A 22,228-nucleotide genomic window follows, 5' to 3' on the forward strand; every position below is an offset into this window, starting at 1 on the left:
CCCGGCAGTGTTCGGGAACGCAAAAGGCTGCTCCCCGGAATTCGAACGGAATCCGTCCAAATTCCGGGGAGCAGCCCGGTAAGGCAGGTGCTAGATGAAGTCCAGCTTTTCGTTGAACCGGTACATGAACGCTGCCATCGCATCACGGTTCACCGGCTGCAGGGCCCGGTAGGTCTTGCTGCCGTCCTCTTCTGTCCACCCTTCGGAGATTCCTTGGGCGGCCAGCCACGTGATCTCCTTGTAGAAGGCTGTGCCGGGAAGAACATCGGTGAAGGGGGACGCGACGGGCGGAGTGAAGGATGGCTCGCCGGCAAGGCGGTACATGAATGCTGCCATCGCGTCACGGTTCACGGGTGAAAGCGGCCGGAAGGTCCGGATGCCGTTGCCCTCATCCCACCCTGTGGAGATCTCCTGGGCAGCCAGCCAGTTGATTTCCTTGTAGTAGGCGGTCCCGGGAGGAACGTCAGTGAAGGGCGACACTGCCGGCGGAGTATAGGCAGGCTCGCCGGCAAGGCGGTACATGAATGCTGCCATCGCATCACGGTTTACCGGCTCAAGCGCCCGGTAGGTCCTGGTGCCGTTTTCTGTCCAGCCGGTGGAGATCTCATTCTCGAAGAGCCAGCAGATTTCCTTGTAGAACTGCTGTGTTGTCACCACATCAGCGAAGGGTGAAACTGCCGGCGGTACATACTCGCCACCGTCATCGCCGTCACCCTCGATGCCAAAGTCAGCGAACCAGTAGCGCTTGTCGTCGTCGTCGCTGGCCAGGACCACCATGCCGCTCTTGCTGGTAACAGGCTGCTTGCTGGTGGTCACGTTGTTGACGCTGGGGGTGGAGTCCTGGATAACGGGGGTGCCGCGGCCGGCGGCGAAAACGGGGTCATCCATGGAAGCCGTCTTTTGGTAAATGGCGCCGGACGTCCCGCTGTAGGGGCAACCCGACACCGTTGTTGCCGGACCCGACTGGAAGGCATGGATCTTGTTGTTTTCCGGGTCGAGCACAATCTGCGGACGGGTGTGGCAGTCGCCGATCGTGGAGATGGTGAACTTGTCGAAGGCTCCCGTGGCCGGCTTGAACACCAGCAGCTGCAACTGCGGGTCCGACTTCTTTGCCGTGGAGTTCATGTCGAAGCTCGTCTTGACCGCGGCGAAGACGCGGCCGGTGGTGTCTGCCTGCAGCGACTTGATGTTGAGGTGGTCGTCAGCCTGGTTTGGCCCGCGGACGGCGGACTGGACCTTCCACGAGGTGGGGGACTGGCCGTCGGTGCGGCTGGCCCACCAGACGGAACCCGTTACATGGTCAGACCACATGACGCCAATCTTGTTCTTGCCAAAGGCAACGAGGGACGAAATGTCATCCGGAGCAACGGTGGCGTCCACACCAGTCAGGGACTGCGGCGTGCCCCAAGACTTTCCGCCCTCTGACGAGTTGTTGACCATTACCTTGCTGGCGTAGCCACCGGTCTGGACTCCGGACACCTGGGTCCAGGTGGCCCAGATTGCGCCGGTGCTGTCCTTGTCGATGGTCATCGATTCGCTGCTGTTCGTGGTGATAGTGGTGGGAAACCCGCTGCTCCGCGTGTATTTTCCGTCGGCATAGCTGTAGCGGTACAGCCTGGCCGGGGAATCCGGGCGGGACGCCTTTGGCCCGTCTTCAGTAGAGATGGTGACCACATGGTGGGCTATGTAGAGGTAGGTGCCGTCCCAGAGGGTGTCCGCAGACGTGTTGGCACGGTTGTCCACCCCCACGCCGGTATCCACCCACTTTTTGGCGGCCCTGTCCAGCTTGTGGATCTTCCAACCTCCTGAGGTCCACATATCGGCCCACCAGGCGCCATCGTTCCACCACAGCTTGCTCTGCGGCTTGTCGGCGGTGGGGGGATTTCCCACACCTGTGTAATCGGAGCCGGCGGTGCCAAAAATTGGCGCTGGCGGCGGCGGGGGCGGTGGCGGCACCGTGGCGCTCGCAGGTCCCCCAAATGCTCCTAGCCCGGCGACGACAAGGACTGTTGCCAGCCCTTGGCCCAGGGCTCGTTTGATCGATTTCTTCACGGTACTCCTTAAACGTTCCGCCCCAACGCTGTCGCGTCCAGGTCCCTGAGGAAGCTGGTGCCCCCGCTGATTTATTAACCTCTTGTGCAACACATGCCGCCCGAGTACCCGTTACTCGCCTTTGCCAGGTAGGGCACTGAGATCATGCTTCCGGTACTCACGTCAGACCGCCGGAACGCCGTGGGATTTCCATAGCGGGGCGGGCATGTGGTTTTCGGCGGGAATACCCGGTTGCGGGCACTCAGCACAACGTGCGCTGGCAACAAGCGTGCCGGCGTCGTCCTTGTGAAAGTGAGTCACGTGATGGGTAGTCCTGCCGCATGCGGGGCAGAAGCTCTGGCTCTGTTTGGTCCACATGGAGGAATCCTATGGAGAGCCGCTCCCCAAAAAAGGCAAAACACTGGAAATATGTGGGTGCCCGCAGGCATTATGTGCCAATCCCTGTCCGGAGCGATTCGGGACCGCGGCTGAGATGGACCCTGCCGCGCTGCCGACCATTTGCGCGGGTCCGGGATATTTGCCGCTGCCCCTTCTTCCCCCTCCTGCTTGTGGCTAGAATCGGGGCGGGGGTGAGTCTGTCCGCGCGCCGGCACCCAGCGCTTGGCGCCTGTCCTTGAAGGATGCCCGCCCATGACCCACCGCTTCAGCCCCCGCACCGCCGTCGCCCTCGCCGTGGCTGCTGTCCTGGCGAACACAACCCTGGCCCTTCCTGCCCGGGCCGACGGCGGACTGGACAACATCCGGCCAACCCCGCAGCGTGCGGCGCCTGCTGCGTCCCCCGCCACCGACCAGTTCATTGTGGGGATCCAGGGCGGTCCAGGCATCGGGTCCGAAGCCGCGGCAACCTCCGAGGCCGCGCGGACGGCAGCGGGCCGGGTGGGCATCGCTGCCCAAAACGTCAAAGGCACCGCCGCCGGCGCGCAGGTGGTGAAAACCAGCCGCCCCCTTCCGGGCGCCGAAGCCGAGGCTTTCCTGGCAGCACTGCGATCCGCCCCGGGCGTGGCCTACGCTGAGCCGGACATCATCATGCACCCGGCAGCCGAGGCCCCCAACGATCCCGGGTACCCGGTCCAGTGGAACCTGTGGGATGACGCCGCCGGCATCCGGCTCCCCGGCGCCTGGGACGTGAACCGCGGCGAGGGGACAGTGGTGGCTGTGGTGGACACCGGAATCACCAGCCATTCCGAACTGAATTCCCGGGTGCTGCCCGGCTACGACATGATCGTTGACGCCGCCAACGCGCGGGACGGCGACGGGCGTGACGCCAACCCGCAGGACGAGGGGGACTGGTTCGCCGGGGAACTGTGCGGCATCGGCGGCGAGAGCGGTACGTCCTCCTGGCACGGGACCCACGTGGCCGGGACCATCGCCGCCGTAGCCAACAACAAGGACGGCGTCGCTGGAGTGGCGCCCGAAGCAAGGCTGCTTCCCGTCCGCGCCCTCGGGGCCTGCGGCGGCTACGAATCGGACGTGGCCGATTCCATCATCTGGGCCGCCGGCGGGCAGGTGGCCGGCCTGCCGGTCAACCCCAACCCCGCCCGCGTGATCAACCTCAGCGTGGGCGGGGACGGCCCCTGCTCCGTCACGCTGCAGAACGCCATCAACCTCGCCCATAAGGCCGGCGCCGCAGTGGTGGTGGCCGCCGGAAACTCAAACCGCCCGGCCTCCGGCATGAGTCCGGCAAACTGCAAGAAGGTCATTACGGTGGCTGCCTCCGGACGCACCGGCGCCCGCGCCTCCTACTCAAACTACGGAGACGACGTCGATGTAACGGCACCGGGCGGCGACATCACCAGCCAGTTCACCGAAGGCATCCTCTCCACCTCCAACTTCGGTGCCACCACCCCCGGGCTCGAGGCCTACGCCTTTATGCAGGGCACGTCCATGGCGGCCCCCCACGTTTCCGGGATCGCCGCCCTGCTGATGTCCGAGGTGGGCAGCAGCTACACGCCCGAGATGGTGGAGAAGAGGCTCGAGGCTACGGCCCGGCCGCTGGCCGTTGACTGCCCCGAAGGCTGCGGCCACGGACTGGTGGACGCAGCGGAGGCCCTGGACCTCTCCAATGAGGATTTGCCGGCCGGCGTTGTGCTGCCCAAAGCCGTGAAGTTCACGGACAAGGACGGTACCAAGAAGGACACCTTCACCGTCCCATCCTCCAGGGGCGTTGAATACGTGCGGGACGGAGCAGCCGTCAAGGCCGGCGAGTATCAAGGCTCCGGCACAGTCGCTGTTTCCGCGCGTGCCCTTCCCAAGTACTCGCTGGCGGCGGGGGCCACCAACCAGTGGACGTACACGTTCTCACCGGACAGCGCACCTGCGGGATAGGCTACGCCTGGGCCGGCGGATCGAGCCGCGCTGCGGGGGCGCCGGCGGCCAGTGACTTCACCACGTTCTCGGCAACGCTGCGCACCTTCAGGTTCCGCTGGCGTGACGCGCCCGCCAGCTTGCTGAACGCCTCGGCATAAGTGCAGCTGTTCTGGGCCATGATCACGCCGCACGCTACATCGATGGAGGTGCGGCTCTCCAGGACGGTCTTCAGGTTGTCCCCGGCTGAGCGGACGCTGCGCACCTCGAGGGCCAGCTTCATGCTCTGGGCGGCCACTTCCGCGAACCACCGGGCCTCGGCCACCAGGTCCGGCGTCAGCCCGGTGGTGCCGCGGACAAGGAACAGCAGCGCGCAGGACGTGCGGTCCTCCAGCTCCAGCGGAAGAGCCAACGCTGCGCCGAATCCGGAAGCCGAGAGCCGCCGTCGGTATACCTGCCACCTGGTGGATGTTGTGCGGTCCACCTTCACCACTTCGGCCGTGCCGACGGTATGGGTCAGGGGCCCGTCGCCGTTCCGGTCCTCGGAGGTGGCTAGGGCCTCGGCGGCAGTGCTGTTGCCGGCAATGACGGGCGGGCTGCCGGGCCGGATCAGCAGGGCAGCGCAGTCCGCGGACCCGGCGAGGGCCTGCGCGCCGGCCTCCGCCAGCCGCCGCACCGAACCCAGGTCAGTGTCCGCACCCGTGATGAGGTCCAGCAGGAACCCCGGGCGCTCTGTCCGCATGGTTCCGTCCGCCGGTTGTAGTGCCACGCTTCGTCCCCCGTAAGCTTCGGTCCCGCCCCGCACCCGCGCGGGCTTTCCCCGAATCTATGAGTACAGCCCGCGGAGGGCACGAGTAGCCGGTACTCTACTTTTCCGGCGCGGCGGGGGGACCACTTGCTTTTGCGTTACCGGCGGGCGGCCAGTGCCTGTTTGAAGGCGTGGGCGGACGAGGTGCTGCTGTTGATCCGCCAGTCGGTTTCCTTGTTGTAGTGGAACCAGGTCACTGCGGTGATGTCCGGCTGGGCGGAGAGGTAGCTGACCAGGGCGGTGATCCAGTCTGCCTTGGAGCCGCCCTGCTCGGCCGAGGATGTTTCGGCGATGAGGATCTGCTTGCCAGGGGCCAGGGTCCGGAGCTGGGACAGGCCGTCGCCGAAGAGCTGGGACGGGGACACCCAGGAGCTCCAGGAGGCGGAGGTGCCCCAGTTGTAGCCGTCCAGCGCCACGGCATCCACGTACGCCGCGCCGGGGTACAGGCCGGCCAGCGGCACCGACCCCCAGTACGGCACGTTGGGGTTCCACACCCAGGTGATGTTGGTGGCACCGGCCGCCGTCACCACGCCGTGCACGTGCTGCCACGCGGCCACGTAGTCGCCGGACCCGTTTCCGTTGACCTGCTCCGACCATGGGTACCAGTTGCCGTTCATTTCGTGCCCGAAGCGCAGCATCACCGGGTGGCCCCAGCCGGCCAGCGCCTGGCCCCACTGGCGCAGGTAGGGGTCGAAGTCCCCGGCGGCGATCCGGTCCAGGGAGTACGCGGGCTGCGCTGTCCCGCCGCCCCACGCCCAGGGTTCCCAGGTCAGCAGGGTGAGGGCGCCGCGGGTGCGGACTGCCTCCAGTTCCGTGATGGGGGGAGCCTGGTTGAAGTCCTTGTAGGACAGGATGATGGACGGCGCCTCGCCCGCAAGGGCGGTGACCTCGTTCAGTTCGGCCGCCGCGAGCGGGCCGCCGGGAGTGCCGACGCCGAAGCGCAGGGTTGCGGGGGCGGGCGCCGCCGGGCTGGTGGGCGCGGGAGTCGGGGCCGGCTCGGCAGGTTCCTCTTCGACGATGGAGGGGGAGCTGTAGGTGACGGTGAACGGTGCGGAGGCGCTCGCCGTCGCCGTTGCGGCCCGGACGGTGACGGTGGGCTCGGCTGATTCAGGCATCACCAGTTCAGCCGTGAAGTAGCCGGAGGCGCTGGTTTTGAAAGCGGCGCTGGTGGTTCCCGCGCTGACTGTCCCAGAGGTCTTCTTGGGGAACCCGGTTCCGGTGACGGTCACGGAGGTGCCGGCAGGGCCGGTGTTCGGGCTGAGGGTGATGGCTGCCATCGCGGCGTGCGCCGGGGCCGCGCCGGCGGGCAGCGCCCAGGCCAGCAGCAGGGCGAAACACAGGATGTATCTGAACAGCTTCACTGGACCTCCAGGTGGTGTGCTGCCGCACCTTGGGTGGAAAGGGCGACGGCGGGGACGGGCGCACAAAGAAGGAGGTGACCGGAGTGATCCCCCTTTTCCAGTCTGAATGCCGCCTGGGCAGCGCAGTGGAGATTCCGGCTCAGGATCCGCCTAGTTTTGACCCACTTTTTGCGCACCAGCGTGTCCGGTGGTCCTGCGGAGGACCAGGTGGGGCGTCCGGACAACGCGCCCCGGTGGCAGCGTCCCTTCCACCCGGTCCACGGCGCGGTCAACGGCTGCGGCCGCAAGGAGCGGGGCGTCCTGGCTGATGGAGGAAAGCTGGACGTAGCTCAGCCTGGCGAAGTGGCTGTCGTCGTAGCCGAGCACGGAGATGTCCGCCGGAATGCTGATGCCCGCAGCGCGGAAGCTCTCCATGATTCCGAGGGCCGATCTGTCATTGAAGGCGATCACGGCCGTGGGCAGGTCCGCCTGGAGAACCTGCCCGGCCCGCATGCCGGTTTCCTCATCCGGGCCGCCGGGAACAATCACGGGCTCCAGGCCGTGCCGGAGCATTTCTGTGCGGTACGCCTCCCGGCGCTGGTCCGAGGACACGGCTGTGCCGCCGTCCACGTGGGTGATCCGGCAGTGGCCCAGGCTGGCCAGGTGCTCAACGGCTATCCGGATGCCGGCGTAATCGTCGCTGCTGACCGAATCCACGAGGTCGCCCACATCCTCGCGCAGGAGGCTCACCACCGGCACCCGGCGCGCGTGCAGTGCCAGGTCCTCGGGGCTGAGGGTCGGGGCGATGATGATCAGGGCTTCGGCGCCGACGTCCAGCAGTGTTTCGATGGCCCTGGCCTCGGGCCTGCCGGTGGCCACGGCGCTCAGCGCTATCTCATAACCCCTGGCCGAGGCTTCGGCGTACGCGGCATCCACAATTTCCGCATGGAAGGGCTGTGAACTGGAGAAGATGAGGCCCAGGAGCTTGGTCCGGCTGCTCCGGAGGAGCCGGGCCCGGGAGTCCGCGCGGTAGCCCAGCTCGCGGGCCGCCTCCAGGACTTTTTGCCGGGTTGATTCTGCGGCGCCGGGTGCACCCCGCATCACGATGGACACCAGGGCGCGGGAAACACCTGCCGCCTTGGCAACGTCCATCAGGGTGGGGCGGCGCTGCAGTTCCGTCATATCTCCTCCTGGGAGTAACAGTCTATAGAACGATCTAGACCTGACGTGAACCGCGTGTCATCATAGTTCGACTAGAACGATCTAGACGACGACGTCAGGAGTAATTATGGGTTACCTTCAGCATCCGGTCAGTGAAGACCGTCCGGTCCGTATCGGCTTGATCGGCGCGGGCTGGATTGGAAGTTTCCATGCCGAGTCGGTAGCGCTGCGCATCCCCGGCGCCCGGCTGGAGGCAATCGCTGACCCGGCCCTGCCCGCTGTTGAAGCACTGGCTGGCCGCCTGGGCGTTGTCAAGATCAGTACGGACCCCGCAGACGTGCTGGAGGATCCCGACGTCGACGCTGTCCTGATTTCCGCGCCGGCCCGGTTTCATTCCGGGCTCATCGCGGCGGCAGCCCGGGCAGGGAAGCACGTCTTCTGCGAAAAACCGGGCGGCCGCACGGTGGAGGAGCTCGATGAGGCCCTGAAGGCAGCCGATGCCGCGGGCGTGGTGGTCCAGTTCGGCTTCAACCGGCGCTTTGCGGACGGCTTCGCCGCTGCCCGCAAGCTGATCGACGACGGCGCCGTGGGAACGCCGCAGCTGTTGCGGTCCCTGACCCGCGATCCGGGCACCGCGGACGGGATTGCCGATCCGGGGCGGATTCCGCCCGGCACCATCTTCCTGGAAACCCTCATCCACGATTTCGACACCCTCAACTGGCTCAACCCTGGCGCTGTTCCGGTCAGCGTGTATGCCGTGGCTGACGCGCTGGTGGCTCCGGGGGCAAAAGACGGTGGATTGCTGGATACCGCAGTGGTCACCGTGACGTACAGCAACGGGGCCATCGCCGTGGCCGAGGCGAACTTCAATGCGCTGTATGGCTATGACGTGCGGGGGGAAGCTTTCGGCTCCGCGGGGATGGTGACGGCGGGAGGGCCGCAGGAAACCAGCGCCACCAGCTACACCGCTGCCGGCATCGGCTCGGCCACGGTCCGGCGGAACGTGGATCTGTTCCACGACGCCTACACGGCCGAACTCGCCCACTTTGTGGACGCCGTCAAGGCCGGCCGTGACGGCACGGAGGCTCCCGCCGCCCACGCACCCGGTGGCACCGATGCCCGGAACGCCCTGGCGGTGGCCCTTGCCGCCTTCCGTTCGGCTGAAACGGGCCTGCCGGTGGACGTCGCATCCGTTGCCGTCCTCACTCCGGCAGAACCTGCACAGCACCTCGTGGGGAATAACGCATGAGCTTCCGGCTGGCCGTGTGCGCCGAGATGGTCTACGGCGAACTGCCGTTGCTCGAGCGGGTCAGGAGGATCCATGGGCAGGGGTTCGAGGTGGAGCTGTGGGATACCCGGGGCCGGGACATCGCGGCCCTGGCAGCTACGGGAGCACGGTTCTCCTCGATGACCGGCTATTTTGGCGGCAGCCTTACCGATCCCCGCAGCGCCGGCGAGGTGCTGGCGTCTGCGGAGAAGCTGATCCCTGCCGCGCTGGAACTCGGTGTCGAGAGGATGGTGGTGCATCCGGCGGAGCTCGGGGAGGGCGGCCGGGCTGTCCGCCCCGTACACCGGTCAACAGGTGACATGTGGATGACCGGCCGGAGCACCCTCGAACGCCTGGCAGTCCTGGGCGAAAAGTACGGTGTGACCTTCGCGCTGGAGAACCTGAACACCGTCCTGGACCACCCCGGCATTCCCTTGGCCCGGGCCAAAGACACCCTGGCGCTGGTCTCGGCGGTTGACCACCCCAACGCCAGGATGATGCTGGACCTCTACCATGCCCAGATCGGCGAGGGGAACCTGATCGAACTTATCCGGGCGGCACTGCCCTGGGTGGGGGAGATCCAGGTGGCCGACGTCCCGGGCCGTTGTGAGCCCGGCACCGGGGAAATCAACTACCGCGCAGTTGCAGCCGCCCTCCGCGAAGCCGGCTACACAGGAGTGGTCGGCCTCGAAGCGTCTGCCGCCGGGGGAGCGGGCCTGGAAGCGGGGGATGCCGCCCTTGCGGCTTTCCGCGCGGCCTTTGAAAGCTAGCCAGGCTCATTGCCTCTCAGGAATCAGCCGGCTGAGCCTGGGATCCTGTTAGTGCTGACCGAGTAGATGTTTTCGTGGACGCGGCTGAATCCCTCGGCGAGGAGGCGGGACGGGTCGTAGTTGTCCGGGATGAGGACGGCAGCGACCACGCCTGACACTCCCGTCCTGACGAGCTCCTGGCGGCGGACTGAGCAGCACCCCGGCTGCCAGCGCAGTGCCGATTGCGGTAATGATGATGGCTTGCCGTTTCAGAGCGCTGCCCCCTCAGGCTTTGGTGCACTGAGCCTACCCGAGCGGATGCAGCGGTTTGAACCGCCCGGCGGCGGTGCTGGCAGCCAGTGCCGCCCGGGGAGGTACTCATCCCCGGGGCGCGTAGCCAGCGCCCAGGTAAACGGGTAACAGCTACCGGCGGTTCAGAGCCTAAGCTTGATCATGGATGCGATTCCGTCCCTGGTCCTGGTCTTCGGTGTAGCTTTCGTGTGGCTGGGTTTGACGGTGATCGTCCTCCTCCGGTTGCGCCGCCGCCGGAGGGGATCGTCGCTGGTGGCCACGGCCGCCGCCCCTCCCGCCGGCAGTGCCGGCACCCACTCCCGCAAGCACTGGCGGCTCGCCCACCCGCTCACGGGCAGCGCCCCGGCAGGGCGGCACAGGGGCGGGAAGGCCCGCGGGTAGCGTTTTCCGGCCACTCACCAAACGTGCGGCGTCCGACGGCGGCGCCCGGCGCCGGGATCCTGTTACCGTGCGGCGGCGGGGGACGGGAGCGAGGCGTCCGCATCCGGAAGGGTCAGGACGGCTGTGGTCCCCTTGCCGCGGCTGCTGGACAGGATTATGGTTCCCCGATGGTTCTCGACGATGGATTTGGTGATCGCCAGCCCCAGGCCCGCACCGGGAATAACGGAGGAGTGGGCATTGGCTGCCCGGAAGAAACGGGTGAAAGCCTGGGCCAGATCATCCTCGGTCATTCCGATCCCGGTGTCAGTGACTTCGCACCTGAGGCTTTGTCCGGTGGCGCCGATCCGGACGGTGACGGTTCCGCCCTCCGGCGTGTACTTGATGGCGTTGGACACCAGGTTGTCGATCGCCTGGCCAAGGCGGTCGGGGTCGAACCGGCCTGTGGCAGGACCGGATGATTCCAGTTCAAGGGTGATGCCGGCGGCCGTGGCATGCGGCTGTGCCGCCTCGATGCTGGTGGCGGCAACGTCGTTGAGGTCCGCCGGACGGGGAGCGATGGTCAACGATCCGGACGCGATGGTCAGCAGGTCACCGACGAGGGTCAGCAGCCGCCGGGCGTTCCGTTTGGCAACGGTCAGGCACTCTTCCAGTCCAGGTTCAAGGCCGTCGTCGTCAAGGGCCAGATCCAGGTAACCCAGGATGGACGTCAGCGGCGTCCTCAGCTCGTGGGAGACGTTGGCCAGGAATTCGTCCTTCGCGGAGAGCGCCGTCACTAGGGCTGTAACGTCCGTGAACGCCAGGACCGCGCCTGAGTTCCCTCCGGCGGACGTCTTTGTGAGACGGCAGGTCACGGAGTAGGCACGCTGGGTGGTTCCGCTGCCCACCCAGACCAGTTCGTCCGTGAAAGGTTCACCCCGGGCGGCGCGCGTGCGGGGGTGCCGTTCGGGGGGAAGCCGGTGTTTCCTGTCCACGCCGTAGACAGGCAGGTCCGTCACGTTGCCGGGAGTGGGTTCACTGCCGATGGCATCCGCGAGGCGGCTGCCAAGGTGCCGGTTCACCAGTACTGCCTGGCCTTGGCCGTCGAGGGCGCACACACCCACGCTGACAGTGTCCATCACCGTGTTCAGCAGCTGTTCGCGGTCCTCACTGGCCGCCAGCAGGTCCCGGAGGTCCGCTTCCTGCTTTTGCAGCAGGCGCCGCTGCATGGCGATCCCGTTGGCAACCCCGAACGCGGTGAGCGCGATCGCCCCCAGGATGACCGGCAGGAGCACCACCCGGATGGAGGAGGCGCTGGTGAATCCGGTGCCGAGGAGGACGGGCGGCACCGCCACGCTGAGGATGGTGGCAAGAACGGCCATGGCAACACCTGTCCGGCGCAGGCCCACAGCCAGCCAGACGACCGGAAAAACAAGCAGGAAGCTCAGGACGGTGAGGTGTTGGCCGCCCGCTTCGCGGGACAACCCGATGGCAAGGCAGTCCAGGAACGGAATCACGAAGACGGCCCGTGCCGGAAGGCGTTCCCAGGGCACCACGGCGCTGGCCGTGAGCAGCACCAAGTGCGCCGCCAGGCTGTAGAGGAACGGCCCGGGCCACTCGAACCCGGGGTGCAGGAGGGCCACCAGGACCGTCACAAGCAGCACCGTGACCGATAGCGGAAGCTGGAACATCACTGTCCGGCCGCGGGGGCCCAGCGTCCGGAAGTACCGGTCCGTCGATTCGAAAAGCATGGTTCCCCCCAAGCCAATGGCCAGACTGCTGCCTGCGCCCCGTTAGTGTTCCCGGCCGCCGTCGGAATCAGCAGTTGCCAGCCACTCGCTGAACGTCTGGCGTCCGACGGCGGCACCTGGCGCCGGGACCAGCGCACCGCTGCGCATTGCCTTCCCCATCGAGCCGGGCATCACTGCCTCAAGGATCCTTTTGCGCTGGCCGGTTTTGGCGAGGTAGGCGCGGACCAGGTCCGCGAGTTGTTCGGTCCGGGGCCCGCCCAGGTCTGGGACCCTTCCCTGGGGTCCTGACTCTGCTGCGGTCACCAAGGCCTCAGCCACCTCCCGGGCAGCCACGGGCTGGGTGAACATCTTGGGAACGCTGACCACTGGACCCACAGTCCCGATCTTCACCGCCAGGGGCACGAACTCGTGGAACTGTGTGGACCGCAGCAGGGTCCATGGAATGCCGCCGTGCCGGACCTCGTCTTCCTGCACCAACTTCCCGGCGTAGAGGCCGGACGTTGAACCGTCGATCCCCACAATGGAGAGCGCCACGTGGTGCTTGACCCCCGCCTGCTTTTCGGCTGCCAGCAGGTTCTGGGTGGCGTTGGTGAAGAAGTCGACGGCCTTCTTGGTGGACGTGGTCTGGATGCCGGAGACGTCGATGACTGCTTCCACCCCCTGGAGGGCCTGGGCGAGGCCGCGGCCGTTCACCAGGTCCACGCCTTCCGCCCGGCTCATGCTGGACACCTCATGGCCGCGTGCTTTTGCCACCTCCACCACGTGGCGGCCAACAGTACCGGTTCCCCCTGCGACGGCAATCCTCATGCAGCAAATCCTATGCCCGTTAGGGGCAGGAGTTTCAGCGTGGCGTGGTACCGGTGGCTGCCGGTATGCGGCGGCCGCTGCTGAGCGCCGTCTTGATGTTGACCTTTGAGGCGTAGGAGATGGAGCCGTACTGGAAAAGCCGGACTGCCAGGAAGAACATCAGTACTGCTCCGATGTAGAGGATGGCCAGGACGATAGCTGTTTCCACTACTGACAGGGATCCCAGTCCATTGCGGAGGAGCGCGGTGACGGGGGCGGAGAACGGGAAGTAGGTGAAGACCTGCACGATCAGTGACTGCGGGTTGGAGAAAATCAGTGACACTGCGTAGAAGGGGATGAAGATCAGCGCGATCATTACGGCCATGTAGTTACCGGCCTCCTTGACCGTGGGCATAATGGCCCCGATCGCAACCAGTGTGTTGGTGAACAGGGCGAAGCCGCCCACCAGGATCAGGAAGCCGGTGATCATGGGTGCCGGTTCGAACACAAGTGCCTTGAGGTCCAGGTCCGGGATGTTGATCTGCTCGCGGAAGAAGAGGTAGCCGATGACCACCGGCGAGGCGAAGATCACCATCTGCAGCAGGCCAATGGCGAAGAGTGCAAGAACCTTGCCGCTGATGAGTGTGGTGGGCTTCAAGGTGGTCAGGATCATTTCGGTCACCCGGTTCTCCTTTTCCTCCAGCGTGGAGCTCAACATCTGCCCGCCGAGAAGAATGATCAGCCCGTAAAAAATGACCAGGAAAAACAGCGGCGGCACGGCCGAGTTGAAGCCGCCGGATTCCACGCCGTCGCGGTAGGTCTTCATATCGATGGTGGCGTCAGTGCTGGCCAGGGCGGAGAGTTCGGCGGAGCCGATGCGGGTGTTGACCGCCTGCGTCAGCATGGCCTGCGCGACGGCAGAGTACTTGTTGTTCTCGAACATGCCCTGGTCTGCCCCGTAGACCTTGACGGTGTCGCTGGCAGGGTCTGCGGGAAAGTCGAAGAAGGCATCAATGCTGCCGGACTGGACCGCGGCCACGCCCTCGTCCGCGGAAGCCGCCGTCGTTGCCCCAAACACCGCAGCCTGCCCGGGACTGATGAGCCCTGACGCGTCTGTGTAGGAGATGGTGAATTCGGCGCTTTTCTGGGCGTTGGCCGCGGTATCGGTAGCGGTGTTGGACGCAAAAAGGAGGCCGAACACCACTGCCATGATGAACGGGACGGCAAGGGTGCCGGCCCAGAAGCGCTTCTTGCCGATGGTGCGGAAGAACTCGAAGGTAACCACGGTGCTGAGGTTGTGCTGTGCCATGCCTGTTATGCCTCTGCCATCTGGAGCGCGGCCGCGTCGGCCCTGTTCTGGTCGCCGTAAACGCGGATGAAGATCTCCTCCAGGGAGATCTTGGTGGTGGTGAAGGACCGGACAGACACACCGGCGGCAACCAGTTCCCGGAGGATGTCTGCCTCGTCCGCGTCGTCGGCGATGGACAGCTCGGAGTAGTTCGTCTCATTCACGGTGACCGTATACCGCGGCGAAGAAGGGACCGGGCCGGAGTGTTTCAGCCGGACGATTCGGCCGCCGTACTGGTTCTGGATGTCGTCGATGGTTCCGTAGGCTTCGGCGGTTCCGTTCTTGAGCAGGATGACCCGGTCGCAGAGGCGTTCCACCTCCTCCATCTGGTGGGTGACCATCATCACGGTGGCACCCTTGGTCTTTTGCCCGTCGATGATGTCCATCAGGAGGCGCCTGTTGACGGGGTCAAAGCCCTTGGTGGGTTCATCCAGGATCAGCAGCTCGGGATCATTCATGATGGTGACGCCCAGCTGAACTTTCTGCTGCTGGCCGCCGGACAGCTTGTCCAGCTGTACGCCTGCCTTGTCCGCCAGGGCGACCCGCTCGAGGTACTCCAGGGACCAGGTTTTGGCAGCGTGCCGGTCCAGGCCCTTGAGCCGGCCGAAGTAGGTCATGACGTCGATGACCTTTTCCTTCTTGTACAGGCCGCGCTCCTCCGGGAGGTAGCCGAGCCGGCCTCCGTCCTCGGGCCGGAATGGCTTGCCGTCTATGTGCAGGGTTCCCGCCGTGGGCTGGTAGATGCCCAAGAGGGCCCGGATGGTGGTGGTTTTGCCAGACCCGTTGCTGCCCAGGAAGCCGAACGTCTCGCCCCGCTCCACGTCGAAGGACAGATCGCGGATGACAGTCTTGTCCCCGAAATCCATCCTGAACTGATCGATATGGACGAGTGCTTCGCTCATGGCTGTTTCCCCAAAAGTGCCGGTACGTGTCTTCCGAGTTTATCGAGGGGTACCGAATGAGGATCGCTCTCAAGGATGACACTCGGGGCAGGGATGTCGCTGCCTGGTCGGCCCCGCGGCCGGTGAGAGAGGAGGGCCGGCGGCTATTTTGCGGAACCACGCTGTTCCGCCGCCTCCGCCGCCGGCCCTGGCCTGTTGCCGGGCCCAGACCCCAGCTGCTGCTGCCTTACGCTTCAGGCCCCTCTCCCACCAGTGTGCGGCGGACGGATCAAGGACCGGCGAGGATTGCCTCAAGATCAACCAAGGACCGGCTCTGTTTCCTCGCGAAACCTGCCCCTGGGTGCGGTCCTTCGCCGTCGAATCGCAACAAAACTGAAAAATACTTCCGATAGCGGGACCGGGCGGCCGCTGGACGGACCCTCGCCCGCTTTTCCGCAATATATTGCGATTTTACGAATGGTGGGGCATCCTCTCCTAGAGGAGCGTATGAATCAGCAATATTTTGCGGAAGGAAAATGATGGACGACGTTCAGGCCATCGGAGCCAGCATCCGGCGCGCCCGTAAAGAGGCCGGCGTTACCCAGGGCACGCTGGCCGACCTGATCGGCACGTCCTCGCGCACCATCCATGCCATTGAAACCGGGACGGGCAACCCGTCACTGGGCACAGTGGCCGCCGCGGCCAACGCGGTTGGACTCCACCTCCGGGCTGCTGATGACTGAGGACCTGCAGCGCCTGAAGTTCGTCCGCGGCGCAGACGTGTACAAGGCGGGCGTCCTGGCCGGGCGCCTCTCCCGCATGGACCGCGGCAACGTGGCCTTCTCCTACACTGCCGAATACCTTGCGGCCGGCGCCGGCCCGGTGGCAACAACACTGCCCCTTGCCGGGGACCCCGTGGAGTCACCCAGCGGTGCGCTGCCGGCCTTCTTTGCGGGACTCTTGCCGGAGGGCCACCGGCTCACCGTGCTCAAGGACGCCGTGAAGACGAGCCTGGGTGATGAGCTAAGCCTCCTTCTGGCCGTAGGCGCAGACATGCCGGGCGACGTGCAGGTGGTCCCGGCCGGCGAACTCTTGGTGGAGCAGCGGCCGCTGGCGGATACGTCCCGCCCCGAAGACCTGGATTTCGCCTACCTTGCAGACGCGGTGGATCCGCACGGACTGCCGGGCGTGCAGCACAAGGCAAGCGCCTCAATGATGACCACACCGCTGGCGCTTGCCAACCGCCGCTACCTGCTCAAGCTGGATCCGCCCAGCTATCCGCATCTTGTCCTGAACGAGGCAGCCCACCTCACCGGAGCCAAGGCCCTGAAGATTCCTGTGGCCAGGCACAGCGTGGTTACCGACAAGCGCGGCATGCCCGGGCTGCTGGTGGAGCGGTTCGACCGAGCCCACTCCGACGGCCTGGTGCGCCTGGCCCTCGAGGACGGAGCGCAGGTGATGAACCTGCCGCCGGCGTCGAAATACGCCGTCAGTTCAGAGCAGCTGGTCCTGGCGCTGGCTGGACTGTGCAAGGCAAGGGCCGTGGCCGTGCGCAACCTCTACCTGCAGTTCGTTTTCGCCTGGCTCACCGGCAACGGGGACCTGCACGCCAAGAACGCCGCAGTCCTCGCCGGCCGGAACGGAAGCTGGGCCGTGGCCCCGATGTACGACATCCCCTGCACCCTGCTTTACGGTGATGACACCATGGCGCTTCCCCTCGCGGGCAAGGTCAAGGGTCTGAAGGCCAGGCACTGGCAGGAGTTCGCGGCCGCCATTGGGCTGCTTCCCCGGGCAGCGGCGGCAGCCAACGTCCTGGCCCTCACCGCCGCCGAGGGCATCCGGCTGGACGCCCTGCCCTTCACGGGATCACCCCTCAACGGCACCCGGCGGGAGCTGCGGTTCCGCCGGGACCAGCTGACGTCCTGACTTCGCCGGCGCTTCGCTTCAAAACAAGGCTCACAGCATCGATTGACTTTCGATAGGTAGTAGCTGAAACTCGATATATGAAAATAACCCGCCTGGCAGTCACCGCCCTCCGGATGGTCCTTGTGGTGGCCTTCCTCCTGCTGCTCCTGTTCCAGGTCATGTCCATCCCCGGCCAGTTCGCGCACATGGCGCAGGAGAATCCGGACCGTGCCAATCTTCAGTGGCCCCTCACCATCTTCTTCATCCTGGAGGTGGCCTGCGTCCAGGTGGTGATCGTGGGCACCTGGAAGCTGCTGACGCTGGTCAAGCACGACCGGATCTTCAGTAACGGAGCCCTGGTGTGGGTGGATGCCATTGTCTGGGCCATCGCCGCCGGCTGGACGATGCTCGCGGCGCTCTCCGCCGTCGTCGTCCTCAATGCCGATGATCCCGGACTCCCGCTCCTGCTGTTCCTGATCCTAGTGGCCGGTGCCGCCCTGGGCCTGGTGGTGGTAGTGCTGCGCGCCCTGCTCCGGCAGGCCGCCGACCTCCGGGCGGACATGGAAGCGGTGATCTGATGCCCATTGTGGTGCGCATCGACGTCGAACTGGCCAGGCAGAAGATGAGTGTGGGGGAGTTCGCCGAGCGTGTGGGCCTGACGCCCGCCAATGTGGCCGTGCTGAAAAACGGCCGCGGCAAGGCGGTACGCTTCAGCACCCTCGAAGCCATGTGCCGGGTGCTGAACTGCCAGCCCGGTGACCTCCTCGAGTTCGTGGAGGACGAACGTTAGGTGCCAGTGACCAGGCGTGCTCGTGCCGGGCAGGGGGCAAGTGGGGGAGCTGGAAACCTTGACATGGCGGGCGGTCCGGAACCTACTCTGGAAGTGCTCAGGCAGTGGGCTATCCCGGTCCCAAGGGAGCCACATGGCACACGACAAGAACCAACCCCAGGAAAGTACCGGACCTGAACCTGCGCCCGAGCGGGAACCCGAACGTGAACCCGAACCGGCGCCGGAGCAGGAGTTCGAGCCACAGCCTGAGGAGCCGGAGCCTGAGCCGGGCGAAATTCCTGCCGGCCAATGGGAGGACCCGCCCAGGCCCCCGAACCCCAGCGGCTTCAATCCTGACTACTGGCCCAAGTACTGATCAGGGTCCGCTGCCCGCCGGCGGCGCGCCACGGTTGTCCTTGCAGCCTGCGCAGCAGCCGCCGGCAACCCGACTGCTCGGCAGCCCGGCATCGGAGCCGTCCCTGGCCGGAACCGTGCAGCATACATCGCCGCGCCAGGCCCCGATGCCTTCCCGGACGGCGAGGGCGGCGATCACCAGCGCGGCGGCAGCGTCTGCCCACCACCAGCCCACCGTGGCGTTCAGCAGCAGTCCGGCCAGGAGCACGGCCGACAGGTAGGTGCAAAGCAGCGTCTGCTTGGAGTCGGCCACCGCAGTTTTGGACCCCAGTTCGCGGCCGGCCCGGCGCTGCAGCCAGGACAATACCGGCATGATGGCCAGGCTTAAGGCTGCGATGACGATGCCCGGCACTGAATGCCCGGCCCCTTCCCCGACGGCCAGGGACCGGATGGCCTCGGCGGAAACAAAGGCGGCGAGGGCAAAGAAGGACAGGGCGATGATTCTCAGTGTCAGGTGCTCGCGCCGTTCCGGATCCTTCGAGGCGAACTGCCAGGACAGCGCGACGGCGGAGGCAACCTCGATCACCGAGTCCAGGCCGAAACCGATCAGGGCTGCCGAGCCGGCCACGCCACCGGCCCAGAGGGCAACCACCGCCTCAATGACGTTGTAGGTGATGGTGGCGGCGGCGAAGAAGCGGATGCGGCGGGAGAGGACCGCGCGGCGTTCCGGGGCCGGCGAAATCTGGAGGCCCGTCACGCCTGGCATGTCCCGTCCGGTGCGCAGCACGCCGGATCGACGGCCAGCACTACGCCCAGCAGGTCGCGGATGGCGTGCCCCAGCCGTTCGTCCGCCAGTTCGTACCTGGTCCGCCTGCCGTCCGGCACTGCCACCACCAGGCCGCAGCCGCGCAGGCATGCCAGGTGGTTGGACATGCTCTGCCGGGACACGCCCAGGGCGTCGGCCAGGTCTGAAGGGTATGTGCCGCCGTCGGCCAGGGCGAGGAGGATCCGGGCACGGGTCGGGTCTGACACCGCGTAGCCGAACCGGGCCAGGACCGGTGCATGCGTGAGGGTCTCCATGGACCCCAGAGTACAGCGTCCCCTGTATTCAGGAGAAGCTGTACTTCCGGGTATGGCCCGTCATGGACTGCCAACAAACCGTGAGTGCAGCTACCCGTCTATTCGGATACAGCTGCACTCGCAGTCCGTGGACATCAGGAAGAAAGAAAAGTGTGCGGCTGGCTCCCTGGCCCGACGATTGGGCTCTTCGGGTGCCGTTGCCTGGTGCGCCTATGCGGCGATCAGTGCCGGTGCGTGTGCCCTGCGGGCAGCGGTGCGCGGAGCCAGGACGCTGATGGTGCAGGGCGCCTGCTGCGGATCGATCTTGGCCGGCAGGTGGTGCGTTTCGGATGACGCATGGAGCATTTCCAGCGCTTCCTGGTCCACCCGCGCATGCGAGATATCCAATTCCACGCCCAGGCCTTCACGTAAGGAATTGGCGCGCTTGACTACTACATACAGTGCGTTGACGCTGTGGACGGTGACATGCCCCTTTGCAATCACCTGTGCCCTGGCGTGGTCGAGATCTACACGGACAACAATGTTCAGCTTGGAATTCAAGTTGTAAAGCCTTCCCCGGCATTGGCTGCGACGCTGCAGCTTCTTGCTTATGGCCGTTTGCATCAGCCTCATCCAGAGTAGGGACTGAATGTGATCCACGCAACATGAAGGTATTTATTACACCGTTTGGGGTTCCCGAACTTCCTTTCCCCCGAGGCCGGGCGGGTGGATCATGTAGCCATGGGCAAGCGCGCAGGTGGAAGCCTTGGCGACGCCGGCGGCGTCAACGCCACGGGCCGGCGGGAACAGCCGGAGCCACCGGGCCAGCCGGACCATGTGGTGGTGTTCGTCCACGGCATGGGCCGCGCCCTCAAAGGCGGCACCCTCCAGGAATGGGCCCAGCCGCTGATGCTGAGCCTGCACGATCTCTCCCTGGACCTGGTCCCCGACACCACCCAGCCGCACCTGGTCATCACCCAGGCGAACGCGGTGGGCGACCCGCCGGAGGTGCTGGTCAAGGTCCTCCGGGGCGCCGCGGGCGGCACCCCGGACTATCTCACTGTGCTGATGACAGAGGCGTCCTGGGGCAGGGACTTCGAGCCGGCGTCGGCCGCGTCCACGTACTCCTGGGCACTGCGGACCGCCCTGCGCGTGTACCTGCGCTCCCTCCAGCTGATCAAGTGGAACCTGTATCCCGGCCGGCAAAGGAACTTCAGGTGGTTCGGGGCCTGGCTGCGGCAACTGGTCCTGACCTCGCTGGCCGCCTTTGCCGGGTTCTTCATCCTTCTGGCGGTGCTGGTGGTGCTGCTGCTGATCATCGGCCTGGCATGGATTCCGGGTCCGGGCCGGTGGATCGGCAAGCTCGTTTCCCTGTTTGCCGACTTCCTGGGCGATCCGCAGGTGTGGAAGCGCAAGCCCCTGCAGGCGGCGGCGATGCGGCAGCGGGTGGTGGACACGCTCCAGCGCTGGGACAACTGCCCGGAAACAGAGGTCACCGTGGTGGCGCACAGCCAGGGTGCCGCCATCACCGGGCAGGTCCTGTTCCAGAACCAGGCCCGCGCCACCAACTTCGTCAGCGTGGGCAGCGGGCTGGACCTGCTGGGGTACGCGCAATGGGGCGTGGGAACGGGCGAGGACCCCGTGACGGACTGGCTGGCCAACCCTCAGCGGCCGCGCTGGATCAACGTCTGGGGGAAGTTCGATTTTGTGCCTGCCGGGCCCATCTCCACCCACGCCAACGGGCCGCTTCCGGTCTTCGGCAAGATCTACGCCCGGGACAGCGAGGGTGACGGCGGCCCGGGACCCGAGGAACATCCCGTGTACAACAGGTCCGCCCTCATCTATGACCACATTGTCTACTCCAAGAACCGAGTGGAGGTGCTGGACCCGCTGGCACGGCTGATCCTGGATCCGCCGCAGCCAGCTTCCGCCGGGCTCGCCTTGAGGATGCTCGACGGCGACCGGCGGCTCCGCCCGCACCGCGTCATGGTAAAGAGCCTGGGAGTGACGCGGCTGCTGGCAGTCCTCACCTCGGGACTCAGCGCGCCGGCTGCGCTGGCCTGGCTGGGATCGCAGGAATGGGCACGGAACCTGGCCGCGTGCGGGGCGCCCGGGGAAGGTCCGGACCCGTGGTGGTCCGCCTGGCTGTGCTCCGGTCCCACCTACCATTGGGCGCACTGGCAGGACTGGGGCGTGCTGGCTGCGGCGACGGCGGTGTTTGCCGGCGTACTGGTGGGGCTCCTGAACGGGCCGGTGTGGGGAGTGCTGCACAACCGGCTCCAGCGGATGCGCCGTCCGTCCTTCACGCAATCGAGCGATCCCACCGGCAACCCGCCCGCCAACCCGTGGTGGTACGTGGCGTGGTACCTGCTGATCGTCACCGTGGTGGCCGTGGCCGTGCCCTTCCTGCTGGCATGGCCGGACCTGCCGTGGGTGGTGGTTGTTGTACTGGTGGCGGCGCTGTGGGCCTTGTGCTTCACGCGCACAAGCATCACCGGACTGCCCGCACGGACCGTTCTCCAGGAGGCGCAGCCTGTGGCACCCGCGCAGCCCGTGGCACCCGGGCCGGCGGTTGACGTCGTACGCAACTTACCGCCCGCCGTCGAACGCGGCGAACAGCCAATGGCTCACCCCACTGCTTCGGAAAGCCTTCCGGCTAACACCGTGACCGGCGCCGCTGACCAGCGCTCGCGCTCCGGCTCATAGGAGATGACGACGGCGGTGTCGCTGTCCCGGGCTTCGTCCATGGCAAGCAGTAAAGCGTCCTCCACATGCCGGGCGAATTCCAGCCGCTCCGCCAGCGAGCCCCGCAGCTCGTCGTCGTCAATAAGCACGTGGCCCTTGCCGTCCACGATGACCTTCAGCGAATAGCCCTGGTCCTCCTGGAGGGACCCGCGGGTGGATGAAATTTCGGTGACTCTGTCTGCCCGGACCAGCCCGTTGCCGAGCGTTCGGATCCACACTTCACCCATCGAATGACCTCCCCTTTCGTACGGGCGCGGATCAGCGCCCCATAAGGCGAACG

23 protein-coding genes are annotated in these 22,228 nt (G+C 66.2%); 10 read left to right on the plus strand and 13 right to left on the minus strand.

The features are described from left to right. Positions 1–90: 90 nt before the first annotated feature. Positions 91–1,890, minus strand: a complete 1,800-nt coding sequence (locus tag IEX43_RS05650) for an S-layer homology domain-containing protein (protein WP_229666330.1) — start codon at positions 1,888–1,890, stop codon at positions 91–93. Positions 1,891–2,682: 792 nt separating this feature from the next. Here IEX43_RS05650 and IEX43_RS05655 point away from each other — a divergent pair. Beyond that, the gene (locus IEX43_RS05655) at positions 2,683–4,377 is read left to right on the plus strand and encodes a S8 family peptidase (RefSeq protein ID WP_188809464.1); all 1,695 of its coding nucleotides are present in this window, start codon (positions 2,683–2,685) and stop codon (positions 4,375–4,377) included. Position 4,378: 1 nt separating this feature from the next. On the opposite strand, the gene IEX43_RS05660 is transcribed toward IEX43_RS05655, so the two are convergent. The 3 genes from IEX43_RS05660 to IEX43_RS05670 all read right to left on the minus strand — a co-directional run bounded on the left by IEX43_RS05660 (position 4,379) and on the right by IEX43_RS05670 (position 7,686). Next, on the minus strand, positions 4,379–5,125 hold the full coding sequence (locus tag IEX43_RS05660; protein ID WP_229666331.1) for an ANTAR domain-containing protein: 747 nt from the start codon (positions 5,123–5,125) through the stop codon (positions 4,379–4,381). A gap of 137 nt (positions 5,126–5,262) precedes the next feature. Beyond that, positions 5,263–6,519, minus strand: coding sequence for a glycoside hydrolase family 26 protein (locus IEX43_RS05665; protein ID WP_229666353.1), 1,257 nt, complete (start codon positions 6,517–6,519; stop codon positions 5,263–5,265). A 156-nt stretch (positions 6,520–6,675) separates the two neighbouring features. Next, positions 6,676–7,686 (minus strand): LacI family DNA-binding transcriptional regulator, encoded by a 1,011-nt coding sequence (locus tag IEX43_RS05670; protein WP_188809465.1) that lies wholly within the window; start codon positions 7,684–7,686, stop codon positions 6,676–6,678. A gap of 106 nt (positions 7,687–7,792) precedes the next feature. On the opposite strand from IEX43_RS05670, the gene IEX43_RS05675 reads away from it, so the two are divergent. Together IEX43_RS05675 and IEX43_RS05680 are read left to right on the plus strand one after the other, a co-directional pair. Next, positions 7,793–8,914, plus strand: a complete 1,122-nt coding sequence (locus tag IEX43_RS05675) for a Gfo/Idh/MocA family oxidoreductase (RefSeq protein ID WP_188809466.1) — start codon at positions 7,793–7,795, stop codon at positions 8,912–8,914. After that, on the plus strand, positions 8,911–9,702 hold the full coding sequence (locus IEX43_RS05680; protein WP_188809467.1) for a TIM barrel protein: 792 nt from the start codon (positions 8,911–8,913) through the stop codon (positions 9,700–9,702). Before IEX43_RS05675 ends, IEX43_RS05680 begins: the two co-directional genes overlap by 4 nt. 23 nt (positions 9,703–9,725) lie before the next feature. On the opposite strand, the gene IEX43_RS20435 is transcribed toward IEX43_RS05680, so the two are convergent. After that, positions 9,726–9,860 carry a hypothetical protein gene (locus IEX43_RS20435; RefSeq protein ID WP_268238362.1) on the minus strand — a complete coding sequence of 45 codons (135 nt, stop codon included), beginning with the start codon at positions 9,858–9,860 and terminating at the stop codon, positions 9,726–9,728. A 274-nt stretch (positions 9,861–10,134) separates the two neighbouring features. Here IEX43_RS20435 and IEX43_RS05685 point away from each other — a divergent pair, with 274 nt between their 5' ends. Continuing rightward, positions 10,135–10,374 (plus strand): hypothetical protein, encoded by a 240-nt coding sequence (locus IEX43_RS05685; protein WP_188809468.1) that lies wholly within the window; start codon positions 10,135–10,137, stop codon positions 10,372–10,374. 62 nt (positions 10,375–10,436) lie between these two features. Here IEX43_RS05685 and IEX43_RS05690 read toward each other — a convergent pair whose 3' ends face one another. Genes IEX43_RS05690 through IEX43_RS05705 form a run of 4 tightly spaced genes read right to left on the minus strand, consistent with a single transcriptional unit; the run spans position 10,437 to position 15,137 of the window. Next, a complete protein-coding gene (locus tag IEX43_RS05690; RefSeq protein WP_188809469.1) occupies positions 10,437–12,101 on the minus strand; it encodes a sensor histidine kinase in 1,665 nt (554 codons plus the stop codon). Positions 12,102–12,143: 42 nt separating this feature from the next. After that, positions 12,144–12,908: an SDR family oxidoreductase gene (locus tag IEX43_RS05695; RefSeq protein ID WP_188809470.1), complete on the minus strand. Its 765-nt coding sequence runs from the start codon at positions 12,906–12,908 to the stop codon at positions 12,144–12,146. A 34-nt stretch (positions 12,909–12,942) separates the two neighbouring features. Beyond that, positions 12,943–14,196 carry an ABC transporter permease gene (locus tag IEX43_RS05700; RefSeq protein WP_188809471.1) on the minus strand — a complete coding sequence of 418 codons (1,254 nt, stop codon included), beginning with the start codon at positions 14,194–14,196 and terminating at the stop codon, positions 12,943–12,945. A gap of 5 nt (positions 14,197–14,201) precedes the next feature. Continuing rightward, entirely contained in the window at positions 14,202–15,137 is a 936-nt protein-coding gene (locus tag IEX43_RS05705; protein WP_188809472.1) for an ABC transporter ATP-binding protein, read from the minus strand. Positions 15,138–15,652: 515 nt separating this feature from the next. On the opposite strand from IEX43_RS05705, the gene IEX43_RS05710 reads away from it, so the two are divergent. The 5 genes from IEX43_RS05710 (at position 15,653) to IEX43_RS05730 (ending at position 18,166) form a co-directional block, all read left to right on the plus strand. Further along, positions 15,653–15,859 carry a helix-turn-helix transcriptional regulator gene (locus IEX43_RS05710; protein ID WP_409372347.1) on the plus strand — a complete coding sequence of 69 codons (207 nt, stop codon included), beginning with the start codon at positions 15,653–15,655 and terminating at the stop codon, positions 15,857–15,859. Beyond that, the gene (locus IEX43_RS05715) at positions 15,852–17,042 is read left to right on the plus strand and encodes a type II toxin-antitoxin system HipA family toxin (RefSeq protein ID WP_188809473.1); all 1,191 of its coding nucleotides are present in this window, start codon (positions 15,852–15,854) and stop codon (positions 17,040–17,042) included. Before IEX43_RS05710 ends, IEX43_RS05715 begins: the two co-directional genes overlap by 8 nt. A gap of 77 nt (positions 17,043–17,119) precedes the next feature. Beyond that, entirely contained in the window at positions 17,120–17,599 is a 480-nt protein-coding gene (locus IEX43_RS05720) for a DUF2975 domain-containing protein (RefSeq protein ID WP_188809474.1), read from the plus strand. Continuing rightward, entirely contained in the window at positions 17,599–17,811 is a 213-nt protein-coding gene (locus tag IEX43_RS05725) for a helix-turn-helix domain-containing protein (RefSeq protein WP_188809475.1), read from the plus strand. The genes IEX43_RS05720 and IEX43_RS05725 overlap by 1 nt, the downstream gene beginning before the upstream one ends. A gap of 133 nt (positions 17,812–17,944) precedes the next feature. Then, positions 17,945–18,166 (plus strand): hypothetical protein, encoded by a 222-nt coding sequence (locus IEX43_RS05730; protein WP_188809476.1) that lies wholly within the window; start codon positions 17,945–17,947, stop codon positions 18,164–18,166. On the opposite strand, the gene IEX43_RS05735 is transcribed toward IEX43_RS05730, so the two are convergent. From IEX43_RS05735 to IEX43_RS05745, 3 genes are all read right to left on the minus strand, one after another. After that, entirely contained in the window at positions 18,167–18,910 is a 744-nt protein-coding gene (locus tag IEX43_RS05735; RefSeq protein WP_188809477.1) for a cation transporter, read from the minus strand. Continuing rightward, the gene (locus IEX43_RS05740) at positions 18,898–19,224 is read right to left on the minus strand and encodes an ArsR/SmtB family transcription factor (protein WP_188809478.1); all 327 of its coding nucleotides are present in this window, start codon (positions 19,222–19,224) and stop codon (positions 18,898–18,900) included. The genes IEX43_RS05735 and IEX43_RS05740 overlap by 13 nt, the downstream gene beginning before the upstream one ends. A gap of 210 nt (positions 19,225–19,434) precedes the next feature. Then, on the minus strand, positions 19,435–19,764 hold the full coding sequence (locus IEX43_RS05745) for a hypothetical protein (RefSeq protein ID WP_066280925.1): 330 nt from the start codon (positions 19,762–19,764) through the stop codon (positions 19,435–19,437). 180 nt (positions 19,765–19,944) lie between these two features. Between IEX43_RS05745 and IEX43_RS05750 the strand changes: the two genes are divergently transcribed. Next, the gene (locus IEX43_RS05750) at positions 19,945–21,909 is read left to right on the plus strand and encodes a hypothetical protein (RefSeq protein WP_188809479.1); all 1,965 of its coding nucleotides are present in this window, start codon (positions 19,945–19,947) and stop codon (positions 21,907–21,909) included. Here IEX43_RS05750 and IEX43_RS05755 read toward each other — a convergent pair. Then, a complete protein-coding gene (locus tag IEX43_RS05755) occupies positions 21,831–22,175 on the minus strand; it encodes a hypothetical protein (protein ID WP_188809480.1) in 345 nt (114 codons plus the stop codon). The two genes, IEX43_RS05750 and IEX43_RS05755, sit on opposite strands and share 79 nt — an antisense overlap. Between the last annotated feature and the right edge of the window lie 53 nt (positions 22,176–22,228).

Source organism: Pseudarthrobacter polychromogenes, from assembly GCF_014644495.1.
Lineage (GTDB): Bacteria > Actinomycetota > Actinomycetes > Actinomycetales > Micrococcaceae > Arthrobacter > Arthrobacter polychromogenes.

Excerpts from the sequence above, each read along its gene's own strand:
- IEX43_RS05655 (WP_188809464.1), top strand. The coding sequence starts at position 2,683 with ATGACCCACCGCTTCAGCCCCCGCACCGCCGTCGCCCTCGCCGTGGCT.
- IEX43_RS05670 (WP_188809465.1), bottom strand. The coding sequence starts at position 7,686 with ATGACGGAACTGCAGCGCCGCCCCACCCTGATGGACGTTGCCAAGGCG.
- IEX43_RS05675 (WP_188809466.1), top strand. The coding sequence starts at position 7,793 with ATGGGTTACCTTCAGCATCCGGTCAGTGAAGACCGTCCGGTCCGTATC.
- IEX43_RS05680 (WP_188809467.1), top strand. The coding sequence starts at position 8,911 with ATGAGCTTCCGGCTGGCCGTGTGCGCCGAGATGGTCTACGGCGAACTG.
- IEX43_RS05685 (WP_188809468.1), top strand. The coding sequence starts at position 10,135 with ATGGATGCGATTCCGTCCCTGGTCCTGGTCTTCGGTGTAGCTTTCGTG.
- IEX43_RS05690 (WP_188809469.1), bottom strand. The coding sequence starts at position 12,101 with ATGCTTTTCGAATCGACGGACCGGTACTTCCGGACGCTGGGCCCCCGC.
- IEX43_RS05695 (WP_188809470.1), bottom strand. The coding sequence starts at position 12,908 with ATGAGGATTGCCGTCGCAGGGGGAACCGGTACTGTTGGCCGCCACGTG.
- IEX43_RS05700 (WP_188809471.1), bottom strand. The coding sequence starts at position 14,196 with ATGGCACAGCACAACCTCAGCACCGTGGTTACCTTCGAGTTCTTCCGC.
- IEX43_RS05705 (WP_188809472.1), bottom strand. The coding sequence starts at position 15,137 with ATGAGCGAAGCACTCGTCCATATCGATCAGTTCAGGATGGATTTCGGG.
- IEX43_RS05710 (WP_409372347.1), top strand. The coding sequence starts at position 15,653 with ATGATGGACGACGTTCAGGCCATCGGAGCCAGCATCCGGCGCGCCCGT.
- IEX43_RS05715 (WP_188809473.1), top strand. The coding sequence starts at position 15,852 with ATGACTGAGGACCTGCAGCGCCTGAAGTTCGTCCGCGGCGCAGACGTG.
- IEX43_RS05720 (WP_188809474.1), top strand. The coding sequence starts at position 17,120 with ATGAAAATAACCCGCCTGGCAGTCACCGCCCTCCGGATGGTCCTTGTG.
- IEX43_RS05725 (WP_188809475.1), top strand. The coding sequence starts at position 17,599 with ATGCCCATTGTGGTGCGCATCGACGTCGAACTGGCCAGGCAGAAGATG.
- IEX43_RS05730 (WP_188809476.1), top strand. The coding sequence starts at position 17,945 with ATGGCACACGACAAGAACCAACCCCAGGAAAGTACCGGACCTGAACCT.
- IEX43_RS05735 (WP_188809477.1), bottom strand. The coding sequence starts at position 18,910 with ATGCCAGGCGTGACGGGCCTCCAGATTTCGCCGGCCCCGGAACGCCGC.
- IEX43_RS05740 (WP_188809478.1), bottom strand. The coding sequence starts at position 19,224 with ATGGAGACCCTCACGCATGCACCGGTCCTGGCCCGGTTCGGCTACGCG.
- IEX43_RS05750 (WP_188809479.1), top strand. The coding sequence starts at position 19,945 with ATGGGCAAGCGCGCAGGTGGAAGCCTTGGCGACGCCGGCGGCGTCAAC.
- IEX43_RS05755 (WP_188809480.1), bottom strand. The coding sequence starts at position 22,175 with ATGGGTGAAGTGTGGATCCGAACGCTCGGCAACGGGCTGGTCCGGGCA.